The 19,292-nt window shown below is 69.8% G+C and carries 17 protein-coding genes; 4 read left to right on the top strand and 13 right to left on the bottom strand.

The features are described from left to right. Positions 1 to 118: 118 nt before the first annotated feature. On the top strand, positions 119 to 541 hold the full coding sequence (locus N8I84_RS24125) for a VOC family protein (RefSeq protein ID WP_263231468.1): 423 nt from the start codon (positions 119 to 121) through the stop codon (positions 539 to 541). A 76-nt stretch (positions 542 to 617) separates the two neighbouring features. Here the strand turns inward: N8I84_RS24125 and glmS are convergent, their stop codons facing one another. Beyond that, positions 618 to 2,465: a glutamine--fructose-6-phosphate transaminase (isomerizing) gene (glmS, locus tag N8I84_RS24120; protein WP_263231467.1), complete on the bottom strand. Its 1,848-nt coding sequence runs from the start codon at positions 2,463 to 2,465 to the stop codon at positions 618 to 620. 262 nt (positions 2,466 to 2,727) lie between these two features. On the opposite strand from glmS, the gene coaA reads away from it, so the two are divergent. Then, positions 2,728 to 3,696, top strand: coding sequence for a type I pantothenate kinase (coaA, locus tag N8I84_RS24115; protein ID WP_263231465.1), 969 nt, complete (start codon positions 2,728 to 2,730; stop codon positions 3,694 to 3,696). 16 nt (positions 3,697 to 3,712) lie between these two features. Beyond that, the gene (locus N8I84_RS24110; protein WP_263231464.1) at positions 3,713 to 4,660 is read left to right on the top strand and encodes a DUF389 domain-containing protein; all 948 of its coding nucleotides are present in this window, start codon (positions 3,713 to 3,715) and stop codon (positions 4,658 to 4,660) included. Here N8I84_RS24110 and glmM read toward each other — a convergent pair. The 3 genes from glmM to rplM all read right to left on the bottom strand — a co-directional run bounded on the left by glmM (position 4,657) and on the right by rplM (position 7,414). Then, positions 4,657 to 6,015, bottom strand: coding sequence for a phosphoglucosamine mutase (glmM, locus tag N8I84_RS24105; RefSeq protein ID WP_263231462.1), 1,359 nt, complete (start codon positions 6,013 to 6,015; stop codon positions 4,657 to 4,659). The two genes, N8I84_RS24110 and glmM, sit on opposite strands and share 4 nt — an antisense overlap. Before the next feature lie 400 nt (positions 6,016 to 6,415). After that, the gene (gene rpsI, locus N8I84_RS24100) at positions 6,416 to 6,928 is read right to left on the bottom strand and encodes a 30S ribosomal protein S9 (RefSeq protein ID WP_103837531.1); all 513 of its coding nucleotides are present in this window, start codon (positions 6,926 to 6,928) and stop codon (positions 6,416 to 6,418) included. A 42-nt stretch (positions 6,929 to 6,970) separates the two neighbouring features. Further along, entirely contained in the window at positions 6,971 to 7,414 is a 444-nt protein-coding gene (gene rplM / locus N8I84_RS24095; protein ID WP_200418844.1) for a 50S ribosomal protein L13, read from the bottom strand. Positions 7,415 to 7,730: 316 nt separating this feature from the next. On the opposite strand from rplM, the gene N8I84_RS24090 reads away from it, so the two are divergent. Beyond that, positions 7,731 to 8,606 (top strand): hypothetical protein, encoded by an 876-nt coding sequence (locus tag N8I84_RS24090; RefSeq protein ID WP_263231461.1) that lies wholly within the window; start codon positions 7,731 to 7,733, stop codon positions 8,604 to 8,606. Positions 8,607 to 8,873: 267 nt separating this feature from the next. On the opposite strand, the gene N8I84_RS24085 is transcribed toward N8I84_RS24090, so the two are convergent. The 9 genes from N8I84_RS24085 to rplQ form a co-directional block, all read right to left on the bottom strand. Beyond that, the gene (locus tag N8I84_RS24085) at positions 8,874 to 9,965 is read right to left on the bottom strand and encodes a mannose-1-phosphate guanylyltransferase (protein WP_263231460.1); all 1,092 of its coding nucleotides are present in this window, start codon (positions 9,963 to 9,965) and stop codon (positions 8,874 to 8,876) included. Continuing rightward, positions 9,962 to 10,519 carry a GtrA family protein gene (locus N8I84_RS24080; protein WP_263231459.1) on the bottom strand — a complete coding sequence of 186 codons (558 nt, stop codon included), beginning with the start codon at positions 10,517 to 10,519 and terminating at the stop codon, positions 9,962 to 9,964. The genes N8I84_RS24085 and N8I84_RS24080 overlap by 4 nt, the downstream gene beginning before the upstream one ends. A gap of 7 nt (positions 10,520 to 10,526) precedes the next feature. Continuing rightward, positions 10,527 to 11,282: a polyprenol monophosphomannose synthase gene (locus tag N8I84_RS24075; RefSeq protein WP_263231458.1), complete on the bottom strand. Its 756-nt coding sequence runs from the start codon at positions 11,280 to 11,282 to the stop codon at positions 10,527 to 10,529. Between the two features lie 132 nt (positions 11,283 to 11,414). Then, positions 11,415 to 13,037, bottom strand: coding sequence for a glycosyltransferase family 39 protein (locus N8I84_RS24070; RefSeq protein WP_263231457.1), 1,623 nt, complete (start codon positions 13,035 to 13,037; stop codon positions 11,415 to 11,417). After that, positions 13,034 to 14,902 carry a glycosyltransferase family 39 protein gene (locus tag N8I84_RS24065; RefSeq protein WP_263231456.1) on the bottom strand — a complete coding sequence of 623 codons (1,869 nt, stop codon included), beginning with the start codon at positions 14,900 to 14,902 and terminating at the stop codon, positions 13,034 to 13,036. The genes N8I84_RS24070 and N8I84_RS24065 overlap by 4 nt, the downstream gene beginning before the upstream one ends. Continuing rightward, positions 14,899 to 15,918, bottom strand: a complete 1,020-nt coding sequence (locus N8I84_RS24060; protein WP_263231454.1) for a glycoside hydrolase family 26 protein — start codon at positions 15,916 to 15,918, stop codon at positions 14,899 to 14,901. Before N8I84_RS24060 ends, N8I84_RS24065 begins: the two co-directional genes overlap by 4 nt. Beyond that, complete coding sequence (locus N8I84_RS24055; protein WP_263231453.1) at positions 15,915 to 17,444, bottom strand: glycosyltransferase family 2 protein; 1,530 nt, start codon at positions 17,442 to 17,444, stop codon at positions 15,915 to 15,917. Before N8I84_RS24055 ends, N8I84_RS24060 begins: the two co-directional genes overlap by 4 nt. 236 nt (positions 17,445 to 17,680) lie before the next feature. Further along, on the bottom strand, positions 17,681 to 18,544 hold the full coding sequence (truA, locus tag N8I84_RS24050) for a tRNA pseudouridine(38-40) synthase TruA (RefSeq protein WP_263231451.1): 864 nt from the start codon (positions 18,542 to 18,544) through the stop codon (positions 17,681 to 17,683). Positions 18,545 to 18,617: 73 nt separating this feature from the next. Then, a complete protein-coding gene (rplQ, locus tag N8I84_RS24045) occupies positions 18,618 to 19,124 on the bottom strand; it encodes a 50S ribosomal protein L17 (protein WP_263231450.1) in 507 nt (168 codons plus the stop codon). Positions 19,125 to 19,292 lie beyond the last annotated feature (168 nt).

Genomic DNA, 19,292 nt, shown 5'->3' with positions numbered 1-19,292 from the left:
CGATTCTGCCCGCAGTACAGGACACAGCCTGTCCGCTACCCGTGGAACGGTGCCTGTCGAGATCCGCCGGCGAGGCCACGGCCCCTGGCGACGAGGTTGCTGCGAGCAAGGAGAAGGCATGTCCGTCACGACCACCACCCACCTGAACTTCCGGGGCGACGCACGGGCGGCGCTGGACTACTACCGGTCCGTCTTCGGCGGACGCGTCGCCGCCGTCACGTACAAGGACATGGGCAACGCGCAGAACGAGAACGAGGCGGACTGGGTCGTGTGGGGCGAGGTGGCGGGCGACAACGGCTTCCACGTCATGGCCTACGACGTGCCCTCCCATCTGCCCTGGGACCAGGGCAGCAACCCGTTCTTCGTCTCCGTGCGCGGTGACGCCACGGACGAGATCAGTGCCCTGTGGCAGAAGCTGGCAGAGGACTCGACGGTGGTGCAGCCCCTGGGGCCGTCGCAGTGGGCACCGCTGTACGGCATGCTCACCGACCGCTTCGGCGTGACGTGGGTCCTGGACGTGGCAGTCCCGTACAACGGTTGATCAGCGGCGCCGCCGCTCGCCCCGGTTGCCACCCCTCGCCAGCGGCTGCCGGCCCCTCAGACGGTGCCGGGCCCCCCTATTCCACCGTCACGGACTTCGCCAAGTTCCGCGGCTGATCCACCTCGTTGCCCCGGGCGGTCGCCAGCTCGCACGCGAAGACCTGCAACGGCACCGTCGCGACCAGCGGCTGGAGCAGGGTCGGGGTCGCCGGGATGCTGATCAGGTGGTCGGCGTACGGGACGACCGCCTCGTCGCCCTCCTCCGCGATCACGATCGTGCGCGCGCCCCGCGCCCGGATCTCCTGGATGTTGGAGACGATCTTGTCGTGCAGGACCGAGCGTCCGCGCGGCGAGGGCACCACCACGACCACCGGCAGGTCCTGCTCGATCAGCGCGATCGGCCCGTGCTTCAGTTCTCCCGCGGCGAAGCCCTCGGCGTGCATGTACGCCAGTTCCTTGAGCTTCAGGGCGCCTTCCAGGGCGACCGGGTAGCCGACGTGCCGTCCGAGGAACAGCACCGTGTTCTTGTCGGCGAGGGAACGCGCCAGCCGGCGTACCGGCTCCATGGTCTCCAGGACCCGCTCGACCTCGTCGGAGATCCTCGACAGATCGCGGATGACGGCGTGGATCTCGTCGCCCCATTTGGTGCCGCGCGTCTGGCCCAGATACAGGGCCACCAGGTAGCAGGCGACGAGCTGCGTCAGGAACGCCTTCGTGGAGGCCACCGCGACTTCCGGCCCCGCATGCGTGTACAGGACCGCGTCCGACTCCCTGGGAATCGTCGAGCCGTTGGTGTTGCAGATCGCCAGCACCTTGGAGCCCTGCTCGCGGGCGTGCCGCAGGGCCATCAGGGTGTCCATGGTCTCGCCGGACTGGGAGATGGCGATGACCAGGGTGCGCGGGTCGAGGATGGGGTCCCGGTAGCGGAACTCGCTGGCCAGTTCGACCTCGCAGGGGATGCGCGTCCAGTGCTCGATGGCGTACTTGGCGATCAGCCCGGCGTGGAAGGCGGTCCCGCAGGCCACGATCACCACCTTGTCGACCTCGCGCAGTTCGGCGGGCGAGATCCGCAGTTCGTCCAGGCGCAGCGAACCAGCCGCGTCGATACGGCCGAGGAGCGTGTCGGCGACCGCCTTGGGCTGCTCGGCGATCTCCTTGAGCATGAAGTAGTCGTAGCCGCCCTTCTCGGCGGCCGAGGCGTCCCAGTCGACGTGGTACGAGTGCACGTCGGCGGGCCGGCCGTCGAAGCCGGTGACCGTGACGCCGTCGCGGCGCAGTTCCACCACCTGGTCCTGGCCCAGCTCGATCGCGGACCGGGTGTGGGCGATGAACGCGGCGACGTCCGAGGCGAGGAAGGCCTCGCCCTCGCCGACGCCCACGACCAGCGGCGAGTTGCGCCGCGCGCCCACCACCACGTCGGGCTCGTCGGCGTGCACCGCGACGAGGGTGAACGCGCCTTCCAGGCGCCGGCACACCAGCCGCATCGACTCCGCGAGGTCCGCGGTCGCGGAGAACTCCTCGGCGAGCAGGTGCGCGACGACCTCGGTGTCCGTGTCGGAGGAGAGGGTGTGGCCCCGTTCCTCCAGCTCGGCGCGCAGCAGCGCGAAGTTCTCGATGATCCCGTTGTGGACGACGGCGACACGGCCCGCGTTGTCCAGGTGCGGGTGCGCGTTGGGGTCGTTCGGCGCGCCGTGGGTGGCCCACCGGGTGTGCCCGATACCGGTGGTGCCGGTCGGCAACGGCCGGTCGACCAGCTCCTTCTCCAGGTTGACCAGCTTCCCGGCCTTCTTCGCGGCGGCCAGCCCGCCGTCCGCGAGCACGGCGACGCCCGCCGAGTCGTAGCCCCGGTACTCCAGCCGCTTCAGCCCGGCCATCACGACGTCGAGTGCCGACTGCGATCCCACGTAACCCACGATTCCGCACATGATCCGCAGCCTACGGTCCGCCGCCCGCCGATACCCGCCCTCGCGTGCCCGAAATCGGAAATTCCCACCGGGGTACGAACGCCGAACGGGCCCGAAGTGCACGCGTCGGAGCGGGGGGCGACAATCGGCCGTCTCTGTGATCACTTGCCGGCCTCCGCTCCACCGGCCGTATCGCGCTCCGCGCTCCCCGGCGTGACGCAGCCCACCCCCCGCCCCGTTCAAACTCCGTTAACAATGGACTGTGATCTCTCCGGTCTCCTCGATGCCCCGGAGCGCCCACCGGCCCAGGCCGGAGGCGACTCCCTACGTCGACCTCACCCGTGCCGAGTGGAGTGCGCTGCGCGACAAGACGCCGCTGCCGCTGACCGCCGAGGAGGTCGAGAAGCTGCGCGGTCTGGGCGACGTCATCGACCTCGACGAGGTGCGGGACATCTACCTGCCGCTGTCACGGCTGCTCAACCTGTACGTGAAGGCCACGGACGGCCTCAGGGGCGCCCTGAACACCTTCCTCGGCGAGCAGGGCTCCCAGTCCGGGACACCGTTCGTGATAGGCGTCGCCGGCTCCGTCGCCGTCGGGAAGTCCACCGTGGCCCGTCTTCTCCAGGCCCTGTTGTCCCGCTGGCCGGAGCACCCTCGGGTCGAGCGGGTGACCACGGACGGGTTCCTGCTGCCCACGCGGGAACTGCAGGCGCGGGGCCTGATGGCGCGCAAGGGGTTCCCCGAGTCGTACGACCGCCGCGCGCTCACCCGTTTCGTCGCCGACATCAAGGCCGGCAAGGACGAGGTGACGGCGCCCGTCTACTCCCACCTGATCTACGACATCGTCCCCGGCCGGAAGCTCACCGTGCGCCGCCCGGACATCCTGATCGTCGAGGGGCTGAACGTCCTCCAGCCCGCCCTCCCCGGCAAGGACGGCCGCACGCGGGTCGGTCTCGCGGACTACTTCGACTTCAGCGTGTACGTGGACGCGCGCACCGAGGACGTCGAGCAGTGGTACCTCAGCCGGTTCCGCAAGCTGCGCGAGACCGCCTTCCAGGACCCCTCGTCGTACTTCCGCAAGTACACCCAGGTCTCCGAGGAGGAGGCCCTCGACTACGCCGGCACCATGTGGCGTACCGTCAACAAGCCCAATCTGGTGGAGAACATCGCCCCCACCCGCGGCCGCGCCACCCTGGTGCTGCGCAAGGGTCCGGACCACAAGGTGCAGCGGCTGAGCCTGCGGAAACTGTGACGGCTACCCTGCGGGCATGCTGCATCTGCGCCTGATCACCCCCACCGGGCAAACGGCGGAGGCGGTGCGTCTGATCGAGGGGACGGTCGGCACCACGCACCTCGTCGTCATACCGGGTGCCGCCCGCAACCCCGCAGGGGACGTCGTGATGTGCGACGTCGCCCGCGAGGCCGCGGACGAACTCCTCAGCGCGCTCCAGGAGCTGGGCCTGGAGAGCACCGGTTCCATCGCCGTCGAGAACATCGACCTGTCGCTGTCCAGGCGGGCCGACAAGGCCGAGGCGGAGGCCCCGGGCGAGGGCGCGGACGCGGTGCTGTGGGAGCACCTGACGGAGGCCACGCACGAGGAGTCGACGCTGTCGATCACCTACCTCGCGTTCATCACGCTGGCCACCGTGATCGCGGCGTGCGGTGTGGTGCTCGACAACGCGATCCTGATCGTGGGCGCGATGGCGGTGGGCCCGGAGTTCGGCCCACTGGCGGGGATCGGCACGGCGTTGGTGCAGCGGGCGCCCCGGCTCGCGCTGCGCTCGCTGACCGCGCTGCTGGCGGGGTTCGCGGTGGCGATGGCCGTGACGGTGGGGTTCAGCCTGTTCATGGACGCGGTCGGCCTGTTCAGCGAGGAGCAGCTGGAGGGTGCCCGGCCCAACACCGGCTTCGTCTACGCCCCCGACTGGTTCTCCTTCGTCGTGGCGGTCCTCGCCGGAGCCGCCGGCACGCTCTCCCTGACCTCCGCCAAGTCCGGCGCGCTCGTCGGGGTCGCCATCTCCGTGACGACGGTCCCGGCCGCCGCCAACGCGGCCGTCGCACTGAGTTACGGCGACACCGGGCAGACCTGGGGCTCCACGAAACAGCTCCTGCTGAACCTGCTGGGCATCGTGGTGGCGGGGACGATCACGCTGCTGGCCCAGAAGTGGATCTGGTCCAAGCAGCGCGAACGTTCCCTCAAGGCGAGGCGTCTCTAGCCGAGCGCCGACTTCACCGCGTCCGCCAGCCGTCCCGCCACCGACCGCGCCTGGTCGATGTCCGCGGCCTCGACCATGACCCGTACGAGGGGCTCGGTGCCCGACGGCCGCAGCAGCACCCGCCCGGTCGCGCCCAGCTCCCGCTCCGCCTCGGTCACGGCGGCGGCCAGGTCCGGGGACGAGCCGACCCGGGACTTGTCCACGTCCGGCACGTTGACCAGCACCTGCGGCAGCCGCTCCATCACGGACGCCAGGTCCCGCAGCGTACGGCCGGTCTGGGCGACCCGCGCGGCCAGCAGCAGGCCGGTCAGTGTGCCGTCGCCCGTGGTGGCGTGGTCGAGGATGATGACGTGGCCGGACTGCTCGCCGCCGAGCGCGTAGTCCTTCTCCTTCATCTCCTCCAGCACGTACCGGTCGCCGACCGCGGTCTGCACGAGCTGGATGCCCTCGCGCTCCATGGCCAGCTTGAAGCCCAGGTTGGACATGACCGTCGCGACCACGGTGTCGGAGCGCAGCGCGGAACGTTCCCGCATCGCCAGCGCGAGCACGGCGAGGATCTGGTCGCCGTCCACCTCCTCGCCGGTGTGGTCCACGGCGAGGCAGCGGTCGGCGTCACCGTCGTGCGCGATGCCGAGGTCGGCGCCGTGCTCGGCGACGGCGGCCTTCAGCTTGTCCAGGTGGGTGGAGCCGCAGCCGTCGTTGATGTTGAGGCCGTCCGGCTCCGCGCCGATGGTGACGATCTCGGCGCCCGCGCGCGTGAACGCCTCGGGCGAGACCCGGGAGGCGGCGCCGTGCGCCTCGTCGAGGACGATCTTCAGCCCGTCGAGACGGTTCGGCAGGACACCCAGCAGATGGGCCACGTACTGGTCGAGGCCCTCGTCGTACGACGTCACCCGGCCGACCCCGGCCCCGGTGGGGCGGTCCCAGGGGGCGCCGGTGCGGTGCTCCTCGTACACGCCCTCGATCCTGTCCTCCAGCTCGTCGGCGAGCTTGTGGCCGCCGCGGGCGAAGAACTTGATGCCGTTGTCGGGCATGGCGTTGTGGCTGGCGGAGAGCATCACGCCGAGGTCCGCGCCGAGCGCGCCCGTCAGATACGCGACGGCCGGAGTGGGCAGCACGCCGACCCGCAGCACGTCCACGCCGGCGCTGGCGAGACCGGCGACCACGGCGGCCTCCAGGAACTCCCCGGACGCGCGCGGGTCCCGTCCGACCACCGCCTTCGGCTTGTGGCCCTCGAACGTGCCCGCCTCGGCCAGTACGTGCGCCGCCGCGACGGACAGGCCGAGCGCCATCTCGGCCGTGAGATCCGCGTTGGCGACACCGCGCACGCCGTCCGTGCCGAAGAGTCGTCCCACTGTGGTGTCCTCCGAACTTGCTGCGAATGTGCGGCTCTTGTCGAGTGTCCGGACAGGAGCGGAATACGTACGTCCCGCCCACGCCGTCCGCCGGCGTCACCCCGCTGGCGTAGTCCCGCGAACGTACATCCTGTGGACGCATGTGCCACAGACGCATGTCCCGCCGACGTGCGTCCGCGGACCCTACACCCCACCGGCCCACGTGCCGCGGCCCTGTCCTGTTATGGCTTCCCCGAAGCCCCCGCCGGGACTGTCGGGATTGCTCCATAAGCTCCAAAAGCCGGTGATAAGCACCTTCCCCCGTAAACGAACCGCCCCGGCGGCACGGAACGTGCTGCCGGGGCGATGCGTGCATGCGCACAGCAGGCAGGGGGTCGCCCGCTGCGACCAGCGGACGCGATTAGCGCTTGCTGTACTGCGGAGCCTTGCGGGCCTTCTTCAGACCGGCCTTCTTGCGCTCGACCGCACGGTCGTCGCGGCGCAGGAAGCCGGCCTTCTTCAGCGGACCGCGGTTGTTGTCGACGTCCGCCTCGTTCAGGGCGCGGGCGACACCGAGACGGAGCGCACCGGCCTGACCGGAGACGCCGCCACCCGCGATACGGGCGATGACGTCGTAGCGGCCCTCGAGCTCGAGCACCTTGAAGGGCTCGTTGACCTCCTGCTGGTGCACCTTGTTCGGGAAGTAGTCCTCGAGCGTGCGCCCGTTGATCTTCCACTTGCCGGTGCCCGGGACGATCCGGACGCGGGCGATGGCGTTCTTGCGACGGCCCAGGCCGGCGGCCGGCTGGGGCTCACCGAAGCGGGAGGCGAGGGACTCGGAGGTGTACTCACCCTCCAGCGGGACCTCGGTCTCGGTGGTGTAGCTGTCGATGTCAAGCTCTTCGAGCGGCTGCTCGGCAGTGGTCTCGGCCACGATTCTCCTCAGATTCTCTTCAGTCTTAGGGGGTGGCCGGACTTACTGCGCGACCTGGGTGATCTCGAACGGCACCGGCTGCTGGGCAGCGTGCGGGTGCTGGTCACCCTTGTAGACCTTCAGCTTCGAGAGCATCTGACGGCCCAGGGAGTTCTTGGGGAGCATGCCCTTGACGGCCTTCTCGATGGCCTTCTCGGGGTTGTTCGCCAGCAGGTCGTCGTAGCGGATCGAGCGCAGACCACCCGGGTAGCCGGAGTGGCGGTACGCCATCTTCTGGGTCCGCTTGTTGCCGGACAGGTGGACCTTGTCCGCGTTGATGATGATGACGAAGTCACCAGCGTCCACGTGGGGCGCGTAGATGGGCTTGTGCTTGCCACGCAGGAGAGTGGCAGCGGTGGTGGCGAGACGGCCCAGGACGACGTCCTGCGCGTCAATGACGTGCCACTGACGCGTCACATCGCCGGGCTTGGGGCTGTACGTACGCACGGTTCGTAGCCTTCGCTTCTTCAGTGAGGTTCCTGACAAGGTCACCGAAGACGATCACGACAGCCCTGACCGCACAGCGGTGACGCAAGCCGCGTGCTGGTCGCTGGTCATCGGCCCGGTGGACCGGTGTAAGGGCCCCTCACGTGAGAATGAGCAAGCCAATACACACAACGAACAGCCAGGATAACGGCGCCCATGAGAAGGGTCAAAACGAGGGCTTCGCCGCTGTTGCGCCTCGGGTCCGTTGGCTGTGCGGTCGCTGTAGTGGTTACCGAACGGGAACAAGCGTGCCCGTGGCCCGTCTAAGATGCGCCGCATGAGTTATGGGCAGGGGGAGCCCCAGTGGGATCCCTGGAAACCGAGTTCCCAGCAACCCCAGTGGGGCAGTCAGAGCAGTTCGCCGGACTGGGCCGCGCTCGCCGAGGCCTCGGAGGCCCGGAACAAGCGCCGCCGGCTGCTGATGATCGTCGGCGGTGCCCTGGCCACGGTCGGGATCGGCGCCGCCGTCGCCGTGGCGGTGGTGTCCGCGAACGGCGGCAGCGAGCCCTCGAACAGGCCTGCCAGCGCCCTGCCGAGTACGGCGAACATCCCGAGTGAGAGCGCCGACGCCGCCCCGTCCTTCGCGCCGACCTCGGCCCCTCCGCCGCTGAATCCGATGGACTTCATATCCAGCGCGAAGAAGGACACAGCCCCGATCAGCGCGGACACGTTGTTCCCCGGCACCCAGCTGACCATGGGTACGAACGTGTACAAGAAGGGCGCCACCGCCTCCACCACGAACTGCGCGTCGGCCGCTCTCCGCACCTTGCCCGCGGTGCTCACCAGGAACGGCTGCACCCGCGTGATCCGCGCCACCTATACGAAGGACGGCGTCGCGGTCACGGTCGGCGTGGCCCTGTTCGACACCGCGGCCAAGGCCACGAAGGCCAGGCAGGAAGCCGACAACAAGAGCATCATCGCGTCGCTGAGCGGCCAGGGCGTGCCCGTTTTCTGCCGTACGGCCGTCTGCCGCTCCACGACCAACACCTACGGCCGCTACGCGTACTTCACGCTCGCCGGGTTCACCAACGGCAAGGACGTGACGACCAAGGACGCCAAGGTCTTCCAGGCAGGCGACGACCTGGCCGAGTTCACGTTCCGCCAGATCCGCCGCCGCGGCGAGGCCCAGGCGTCGGCGGCCGCCGGCCAGTGACCTGCCGCACCGCCGCCGGGGGCGAATCCGTCGGGGGCGAAGCCGTCGGGCCGATCGGGGAACCGGTCCGGCCCGGCCGGCGGCCTACGCCTGGCTGACCGGCTGCTCAAGCATCAAGGCGCCACACACCCCGGCCCCCGGCCCTCGGGCCCCACGACCTGCGGAGCCCGGCCGGGCAGGCGCGGCTCATGGCGGACACCCGCGCGGCCGCCCAGGTCGGGGCGGCCGTGCGGGTGCGGGCCTGGCGGGCGCGATGCCGGGCCGGGGTCAGCCGAGGTGTGTGGGCACCGAGACGCGGACCGCCCGCTCGGGCAGGTGAACGCCGCAGTCGACGCGCACGCCCGCCGGGACCTCGTTGTGCGGTCCCAGATGCGCGTGGTCGCCGACCACCGCCTCGACGACGCTGGTGCACTCGCCGACGACCGCGTCCCGCCCCACCACGGACCGCTGGACCAGCGCCCCCCGGCCGATGCGGGCCCCGGGCAGGACGACGCTGCCCTCCACGACGGCCCCCGCCTCCACCACGGCCCCGTCGCACACCGCGGTGCCTCCCGTCAGCACCGCCAGCGGGTCGACCCGCGCCCCCGGCAGGATCAGGGCGTCCCCGGTCGGGCCGGGGAGCGCGGGTGAGGACACATGGCCGCGCACCAGGTCGGCGGAGCCGGTGACGAAGGCCGACGGTGTGCCGAGGTCCAGCCAGTACGTCTCGTCGACGACGCCGCGCAGGAGGGCGCCCGAGGCCAGCAGGCCCGGGAACGTCTCCCGCTCGACGGAGACGACCCGGCCCTCGGGGATGGTGTCGATGACGGAGCGGGTGAAGACGTAGCAGCCCGCGTTGATCTGGTCGGTGACGATCTCCTCGGGGCGCTCGGGCTTCTCCAGGAACGTCATGACCCTGCCGTGCTCGTCGGTGGGGACCAGCCCGTAGGCCCGCGGGTCCGCGACCCGGGTCAGGTGCAGGGTCACGTCGGCGCCGGAGGCGACGTGACCGTCCCTGAGTCCCCGGATGTCGAGACCGCTGAGGATGTCGCCGTTGAACACCAGGACGGGTTCGTCGGGGCCGCAGGTCAGGTGGCGGGCGGCGTTGCGGATCGCGCCACCGGTGCCCAGGGGCTCGGTCTCGGTGACGTACACGAGTTCCAGGCCCAGTCCGGCGCCGTCGCCGTACTCCCGCTCGAACAACTCCGCCAGGTAGGACGTGGCGAAGACGATCCGGGTCACCCCCGCCGCCGCGGCGCGGGCCAGTTGGTGGGTCAGCAGCGGCACGCCCGCGACGAGTAGCAGGGGCTTGGGGGTGAAGGTGCACAGCGGATGCAGCCGGGTGCCCTTGCCGCCGACGAGGAGGATGGCTTCGCTCATGGTGATGTCCTCTCGCCGGAGAAGCTGAAGTAGGTTTCCACGGGCTCGGCCGGCGGTGCGTGGAAGGCGGGCGCAGCACCGCGGGAGACCGCCTCCGTGTGTTCCGGCCGGCGGCCGGCCGTCTTGAAGACCCACGTCCGGTAGGACCAGAAGCGGAAGAGGGTCGCGATGCCGATGCCGAGGAACTTGCAGATGTTGTTGGCGAGCGTGCTGTCCCAGCCGAACGCGTAGGTGGTCACGTAGAGGACCGAGTTCTCGATGACCAGGCCGACCGCGCTGAAGAAGAGGAAGAGACCCAGTTCCTTCTTCTGGCCGCTCCGCTCCTCCTGTCCGCGGTCCCGGTATGCGAAGTACCGGAGGCCGATGTAGTTGCCCATGATGGCGACAGCGGTCGCGGCCACACTCGCCCTGACCGTCTGCCAGTGGGCCACAGTTCTGATGAGGTTGAAGACCGCGAGGTTGAGCACGAATCCCGAGAGCCCCACCAGGCCGAACTTCGCGATCTCGCGGTACAGGTTCCCCAGCCGCGAGGGCAGCGCGTGCCGTCCGCTCATGGTGAGGTCAGCTCCGTCGGTTGCGCATCCGCAGTCGCAGCGGCACGAGCGCCGACTCGACCTGCGTCGCGAGGTTCATCTTGGACACGCCCTCGGTGCGCTCCTCGAACCGGATCGGGATCTCCACGGCGCTGTGACCGGCCCGGACGGCCTTGAACTTCAGCTCCACCTGGAAGCTGTAGCCGGCGCTGTCAACGGTGGCCAGGTCGACGTCCCGGAGGGTCTGCGCGGACCACAGGTTGAAACCGGCGGTGATGTCCCGGATCTTGGTGCCGAGCACGGTCCGGGCGTACCGGTTGGCGAAGCGGGACAGCAGCACCCGGTGCTTGCCCCACTCCTCGTCCAGTGCTCCGCCCTCGACGTACCGGCTGCCGATCACCAGGCCGACCCCGGAGGCCATGGCCGTGCCGAGCATCCGCGGCACCGCCTCCACCGGGTGACTGCCGTCGGCGTCCATCTGGACGACGTACGCGGCGCCCTCGGCGAGCGCGGCGCTCATGCCCGCAACGTAGGCACGCCCCAGCCCGTCCTTCTCGGTGCGGTGCAGCACGCTCATCCGCCACCGGCCGTCCCAGTTGTGCTTCTCGGCCAGCTCCTCGGCGATCCGTCCGGTGCCGTCCGGGCTGGAGTCGTCGACGATCTTCAGATGCAGCCCGTCGATCGGCAGTCCCAGCACCGCCTCGGCCATCCGCGGCAGGTTCGCCGCCTCGTTGTAGGTGGGCATCACCACGGTGACGCGGACACCCCCCAGGTCGTACGTCATGTCGTTTCCCCTCCGTGGAAATCCCCTGGTTGTTGCGTTGCGCCCCGCCCGGGTGCCGTCGCCGGCAGCCGGACGTCCGGAGTGGGTCCGGCAGACCCCCTCCCGACCAGTCCCCGAGCGTCCTGGGACGGCTCAGGCGTGCACCTTGCGCCGGGACGCGTCGTCCTTGTCCGCTGTGCCGTCCGCGGCCTTCTTCACGGGCTCCAGCAGCACCAGCTGGAGGCTGGTCAGCTTCCGGGTCCTGACCACGCGGAACCCGCTCTCGACCGCGGCCGCCGTCTGCTTCGGCATCCCACTGAGCGGCTGCCCGTCGAACGTGGTCGACACCAGCCACAGCCGCTTGGCCTTCGCCAGACACGGCGCCGGCCGCGGGCACTCGCCCGCCCCGAAGGAGCCCAGCTCCTGCGGGGTCCAGTACATGAGCACGTCACGTGGCCGCCCGGGGTCGTCGCGCAATTCGTAGGCCATGGCCCGGCGTTCCGCCATCACCCCGCTGAAGGCGATCCCGTCGCCCTTGCGCTGCTCGGCCCTGATGATGCGGGCGGCGCCCCGGAAGTCCGGCTCCCCCTGCGCGTTCTGGCGGGTCTCCCGGATGCCCGGCAGCGCCTGCCACAGGAGCCCGGCGACGGCAGCCGCGGCCAACACCCAGCCGAACCCGCGCCGCACCGCCGCCCCCGTCCCGGCCTTCGCGCCCGCGACCGGACCGGCCAGCCGGGTCACGGCGACCGCCGCGAGCAGTACCCAGGCCGGCAGGGTGAACAGCAGATAGCGCGGCAGGAAGAGGTGGAGCTTCGAGGCCGTCACATAGGTCGCCAGCGGCGGGAGCACGACCCACACGGCCAACGGCAGCGCCCGCTTTCCGGCGAAGAAGAGGCCCACAAGCCCGAGCGCCAGCACCGGCACCGCCACCGCCCAGGATCCGAACAGGTTCTTCGGAAACTCCAGCAGGTCCTTCTGGACGGGGTTGTTCCAGGCGATCTGCCCGCTCTGCCCCGAGCCCTGGATGGCCGCCGGGAGGACGAAGCACAGGCCGAGGGTGCCTGCCGCCGCGTACGCCCAGCCCGCGATCCGGTCCCCGGAGCGCCGTGCGATCAGGATCATCGTCAGGTGCGCACCGAGCACCGCCATGGAGGCCAGGTGGCTCCAGCCGATCAGCGGCACGGACAGTGTGTAGCCCACCCACACCTTGAAGGACGGCTGGTCCAGGGCCCGGGCCAGCAGAAGCGTCGACAGCAGCACGGCGGTCACGGCGAAGGCATAGGGGCGGATCTCCTGCCCGTAACGCGTCACCGTGGGCACGACCGCGAACGCCAGTCCCGCGAGGACACCCGTCTGCGTGGTGAACAGCCGCCGTCCGAGCAGCGCGAGCAGCCCGGCCGAGCACGCCATCGCGACGGCCTCCGGCAGGCGCATCGCGGTCGGCGAGTCGCCGGCGATGGCGATCCACGCGTGCATCAGCACGTAGTACGGCGTGAAGACCACGTCGATCGTGCGGATCAGATGGCTCAGCTCGTGGAAGGAGAGCGTGGCCGCCCACCAGGTGGCGTGCTCGTCGCGCCACAGTTGCCGCACCCCGATTCCGCGGAGGATCACGGCCAGCGCGGCGGCGGTGGGGACCAGGAACACCAGGGCGGCCGTGAGGCGGCCGCCGCCGGGGCCGTCGGCCCGCTCGGTCTCCCGGCGCGACCCTCGGCCGCCGGGGACGGGTTCCTCGTGCCCTGCGGGGGCGTAGTCGGTCGTCGTATCGCTGCTCATCGCTTGACCCAGACCCGGTAGGCGCTCTGGCCGCTGCTCGTCGTGTACGGGAACACGGCGGCCAGGCGGTAGTGCGTGTTGCCCTTCAGCCCCGCCTGGACCGCCCGGTACGTGTCGGGCGTCACGTTGCCGTGCATCACGATCACGTCGAACCAGCCGTCGCGCACCGCCTGCCGGTAGGCGTCGGGACCGGTGTAGTGCTTGCCGGCCTTGTCCCTGTAGTCCATGAAGTAGGTGTTCTGCCACTGCTCCCAGCCGGTGACGTCCCGCAGGTAGTACGCGGGCACCTCCTGCTCCTCGGCCAGATAGCGACCCTTGTGGTCGACCATCGTGCGCAGGTACGCGGTCATCTGCGAGGAGTCCGGGAAGCTGTAAGCCTGCTGAGCCTGCACCATGCCGAACACCAGTGTCAGGACGTACAGCATGATCCCGAGCTGCGGGTGCCGGAAATGCGGGCCGATCAGGCGGGCCATGCCCAGTCCCGCCATGGGGGCGGCGAAGAGCAGGCCGAAGCCGACGTGCTTGAAGAGGGACACCTGGGTGTGCAGGTGGATCTGGTAGGCCGGGGCCAGCAGCGCCGTCCCGGTGAGCAGCGCCCCGAGTGCGGCGCGGCGCCAGCGTCCCGGGGTGACGCCCTCGATCCAGGGCATCTCACCCATGCGGCCGCGCAGCGCGTAGGCGATCGAGCCGCCCAGGGCGGCGAGAAAGACCAGGCCGCCCCATTCCGCGCTGTGTTCCAGCAGCGTGAGTGCGGAGTCCGAGCCGTGCGCGCGGTTGGTGGTGGTGGAGCTGATGCCGCCGAGCGGCCCCGACAGGGCGTATCCGGCGCCGAGGAGGGCCGCGATGCCGGCGCCCAGCACCACACCGCGGCCGGCCGCCTTCACACTGCGGTGCCGGTGGGCGGTGACGATCGCCAGCACCACCAGGGTGGGCAGGTACAGGCCGGAGGCGTACTTCACGGCGAAGGCCAGCGCCGCCGGGGGCGCGGCCAGCAGGACGGCCACCGCGGGCATCCGGTCGGTGCGCACGACGGCGTACATCGCCAGCGCCAGCAGGAAGATCGCGGCGGCGTCGTAGGTGGCGAAGTTCCCGAGCACCGTCGTGGACTCCACCACGGAGAACAACGCGGCGGCACCGAGCGCCGCCCGCAGGTTGAACAACCGCCGCGTCAGGGCGTACAGCAGCGCGGTGGAGCTCAGCATGAAGCCGAGGCTCACCATCCGGACGCCGGTCAGCCCGAACGCGGAGTCCACGGCCGCCGCCAGCACGGGGTACAGCTTCGGGTGGCCCGAGAAGTAGCTCGCGAAGTCCGCCGGCAGCTTGGTGCCGTGCAACAGGTTGTCGAGTTCGTAGTGGCCGGACGCGATGTAGAGGGCCTCGTCCTGGAACGCGGTCCCCTTCAGCCTGAGCGACAGCCCGGCCTGCACCAGGAGCAGGAAGAGCAGGGCCACGCGGCCGAGCAACTTGCTGCGCCGGGTGTCCACGTCCCAGGCGGACTCCTGGACGTCGGGCAGGGTGTAGCCCGGCGCCCGCTCGGCCTCGCCGACGATCACCGTCGGCTGCACGGCCGGCTCGGGTTCGGGCTCCGCGTAGGGGTCGTAGGCGTCGTAGTACGGCGGATACGCGTCGGCGGCCTGCGCGGCGCCCGGTTGCGCCGCCTGCTCCTGGGGCCACCCGTAGGCATGGGGCGCACCGGAGTGCTGTGCGTACTCCTGCTCATACGCCCGGTGGCCGTCAGCCAGTGCCTCCTGCCCGTAGGCCTGCGAGCCGTACGCCTGTCCGCCGTATTCCTGTTCGTGACGGGGGCCGGGCTGTCCGTACGCCTGCTGCTCCGCCCACGGACCAGGCGGCTGTCTGCTGCTCATGGCTTCGTCACGTCGAATCCGAAACGGTCACTGGCCGCCTGCCGACGGAACGTTTGCTCCGACAGAGGTCCGCTGCTGATGCGCCAGTCCGTTTCCTTGTTGAAGTTGAACCAGACGAAGCCGATCACGTCGTCGTGCGCGGCCGTGCCGTGGAAGAGATCGGTGATGTCGGCGGGCTTGCGGTCCCCCGCCTCGGCGGCCGTCTCCGCGATGATCACCGGCTTCTTGGTGAGGGCCCGGACCTGGTCGAAGGTCGCCCCGTACAGCGTGCGGAAGGTGGACGGTCCCGTCTTGGCGTAGTAGCCGATGACGCCGACCCAGTCGACGTAGTTCTCGCCCGGCCAGTACGGCTTCAGCTTCACCTTGGGCATCGGGTTGACCACGTTCGGGCTCCACACCCAGATGACCTGGGTGGCGCCCACCTCGTCGAAGACGTCGTGGACGTGCCGGAAGGCGGAGACGAACTGCGCCGCGGTGGCCTTCTTCGTGCCCCACGGGTACCAGAAGCCGTTCATCTCGTGCGCGAAGCTGATGGCCACCGGGAGGTTGAGCTCCTTGACGGCACTCGCGTACTCACGGATGTACGCGTCGTCCTTGCCGGACGCGATCTCCTTCAGCGACGACTTGAAGGGCTCCCAGGCGATGAACGCCAGCCCCCCGTAGTCCCAGGAACTGCGCACCAGACGCGCTTCGTACTGATCGCCCCACGCGGAGTAGAACTCGATCAGGTTGGGCTTCTTGCCCGCCGCCTTCGCGAAGTCCGTGATGTTCTTCATGCTGGCAGGGGCACCTTCGGCGGCCACGCCGAGGTACTTCTTCGCCGGCGCGAGCAGCGGTCGTACGTCGTACGGCGGCACGGGCTTCTCGGTCTGCGACCCGGACGACTCGCTCTCGCCCGGGTTCTTGCCCTCTGCTTGCTCGTACTGCTGCCGGCCCTTGTCGGAGAAGGTGCTGCAGCCCGCAAGGAGCGCGCAGGCGATCAGCAGGACGGCCAGCGCGCGGATCTGTCGGCTCACGCGGTGCGCTCCCGGGGCTGGACGAGTACGCGTGCGACGACGACGGCGTAGAAGAGGCCGGCGGACAGCATCAGAGCGAAGTCCGGCGGGTATTCGGTGAGCATGCGCCAGCCGGCCACGATCACCCACAGCACGGCGGTGCCGCCGGTCCATCCGATCATGCCGATCCAGTACCTGCGCATGCCGTTCTTCTTGGCGCCCTGCGAGCCCGTCGGCTTCCAGCCCATGGGGCGACCGCGCAGAACGTCCCACACGGCGAAGACATGCGACCAGCCGTACATCACGCGCACCGCCCAGGCCTCGAGGCGGTACGGCGCCCGGTGCCACAGCGGCAGCACCAGCGTCACATAGGCCACGCTGGGCAGCACCCACAGGGCGGCCTCCGCGCGCAGCAGGTCGGGGCGCAGGATCATCAGCGAGAGCGGGATGATCGGCGTGATGAAGGTGGCGAGGGCCGTCTGGATGTAGTACAGGAAGCCCGAGATGTAGCACAGGCGTGTCGTGAACTTCAGGTCCAGGTCCCAGAACCGCTTGCCGGTGATCAGCTCCAGCGAGCCCATGCACCAGCGGTACTGCTGGTTGTGGAAGGCGCCCGCCGTGTCCGGGCAGACGCCCACCGACACCGCGACCGGCACGTAGCGCAGCTTCCAGCCCAGCGCCCGCAGGTCGAATCCGGTGTACATGTCCTCGGAGTGCTCGATCAGCGTGATGCCGCCGATCTGGGCGAGGGCCGCACGCCGGTACACCGCGCACGAGCCGACACAGATCGATCCGTCCTTGTCCTCACGGGAGGTCTGCACCGAGCGGTAGAACTGCTCCTGGACGGCGCCGGCCCCGCGCTCGATCCAGTTCTGCCGGTCGGTGATCCGGAAGAACTGCGGCGACTGCACGATCCCGATCTTGTCGTCGGCGTCCATGTACGGCAGGAGCTCGTCGAGCAGGTCGGCGCGCGGAGCGAAGTCGGCGTCGAGGATGAGGATGTGGTCGCCGTCGGTGATCCCGAAGGCGTGGTGCAGGTTGCCGGCCTTCTTGAACCAGCCGCGGTTGGGCCGCACCACGTAGTGGAAGCCGAAGTCGTGCGCCATCGCGCCCACCTCGGAGTCGTCGCCGTCGTCGAGGACGTACACGTTGACGACGCCCTTGTAGGTGCCGGCCAGCCGGTTCACGTTGACCCAGGTGTTGTGCAGCACCTCCAGCGGCTCGCCGCACACCGGCAGAAAGACGTCGACGCTCGGATGGACGGCGGGCCGCCAGTCGCGCACCAGCTGCTTGTGCGCCTTGACGTCGAAGTCCTTGCTGAGCCCGTCCAGGTACAGCGAGATCAGGTAGTCGGCGACGACGAAGGCGAGCAGCGGCATCGTCAGCCAGAACCACGGGCTCGATGCCGTGAACAGGGCCTGGCTCACCGCGAGGCACGCGAAGCTGATCAGCGAACCGATCGTCAGCATCCACAGATGCCTGCGGGTGTACGAATACTTCTCTGTTTCGTCCGGCGGCTGCGGCAGGAGCCCGTGGCTTTCGGCCACCCTCCTGCGCCTGCGGCGCTGAGACGTGCGCGCGTCAGCACGCACTGCACTACTCATGAAAGAAACCCCCAGGGCCGAACCGGCCCGGTACCCCACCCATACTCGGCGTCCCCATTCGAATCATTGGCCGAGTGTCGCAAGAGTAACCGAGTGGTAAGGCATATGTAAGGGGCAGCAAGTTTCTTACGCCCATTGAGTACAGACATGGGCGATATGTCCCTAGAAACTCTGCGTTACTAGCAGGTTTCGCAGCCGGTACCGAGGGACAACGTCCGCCTGTTTCGCGCTTCCCTGTTCCGCGCCGCCAGCAACTCGTCGGCCGGGTAGCCGACTTCCTCCAGCGTCAGCCCGTGCGGTCGTACGACATGCACCGCCGAGTCCCGCACACCGGCGGCCAGCACCTTGGCGGGCCAGTCGGCCGGGCGGTGGCCGTCGCCGACGAAGAGCAGGGCGCCGATGAGCGAGCGCACCATGTTGTGGCAGAACGCGTCGGCCCGGACGGTGGCGGTGACGATGCCGTCCGCTCCCCGCTCCAGGCTCAGCTCCTGCAGCGTACGGATGGTCGTCGCGCCCTCCCGCCGCTTGCAGTACGCGGCGAAGTCGTGCTCCCCGAGCAGCCCCCGCGCCGCCTCGTTCATGGCGTCGACGTCCAGGGGCCAGTCGTGCCACAGGACGTGGTGGCGCAGCAGCGGATCGACCCCGCCGGGGTTGTCGGTGACCCTGTAGGCGTAGCGCCGCCAGATGGCGGAGAAACGGGCGTTGAAGCCGCTGGGGGCCTCGCGCAGGGCCCACACCCTGACGTCCTTGGGCAGCCGTCCGGCGAGCCGCTTGAGCAGCTTCCCGCGGTGTTCGCCCCACACCTGAAGCGGCAGATCGACATGGGCGACCTGCCCCCGGGCGTGCACCCCGGCGTCGGTCCGTCCGGCGACGGTCAGCTCGTACGTCTGCTGGGAGCGGGTGACGGTGCGCAGGGCGTCCTCGATCTCCTCCTGCACGGTCCGCCTGCCGCCGGCCTGCTTGGCCCATCCGTGGAACTCGGTCCCGTCGTAGGACAGGTCGAGGCGGATGCGGACGTAACCGGGCTGTACTTCGTCACTCACGTGGGAATCCTCTCAGGTACGCGAAAGCGGGTCCGCCCGGCAAGGGCGGACCCGCTCAGCGCGAGGTGAAACCTCAGGCGTCCTTCGACTCCTCGGCAGCGGCCTCCTCGGCCGGCGCCTCGGTGGTCTCCTCGGCCTTGGTCTCCTCAGCCTTGGCCTCGGACTCCTTGACGGCACGCTTGGTCGCCGCCTCGGCCTCGCCGACCGCCTTCTGCTGCACCGTCAGCGCCTCGACCAGCTCGATGACGGCCATGGGCGCGTTGTCGCCACGGCGGTTACCGATCTTGGTGATGCGGGTGTAGCCACCCGGACGGTTCTCGTAGCGCGGGCCGATCTCGGTGAAGAGCGTGTGGACGATGCTCTTGTCCGTGATGACCTGGAGCACCTGACGGCGGTTGTGAAGGTCGCCCTTCTTCGCCTTGGTGATCAGACGCTCGGCGTACGGGCGCAGGCGGCGGGCCTTCGCCTCGGTGGTGGTGATACGACCGTGCTCGAACAGCGACTTCGCGAGGTTCGCGAGGATGTGCTTCTCGTGCGCGGCACTGCCGCCCATGCGGGCACCCTTGGTGGGCTTCGGCATCGTGTTTCTCCTAGGTGTCTGCCCCGGCCGTGTCAGGTACCGGGGTCAGTATCCGAGCGGGCGGTTGCCCGTCGGAGATCCGGGCCCCGTCAGGGGCCCGGAGGGGCCGCGCCCCGTCAGGGGCGCGGGGAACTGCGCGACCAGCCGGAGCGGACCCGCAGCCAAAAT

The organism is Streptomyces cynarae, assembly GCF_025642135.1.
Lineage (GTDB): Bacteria > Actinomycetota > Actinomycetes > Streptomycetales > Streptomycetaceae > Streptomyces > Streptomyces cynarae.
The sequence above is the reverse complement of the archived record's forward strand: the minus strand, read 5'-3'. Positions and strand labels throughout refer to the sequence as shown.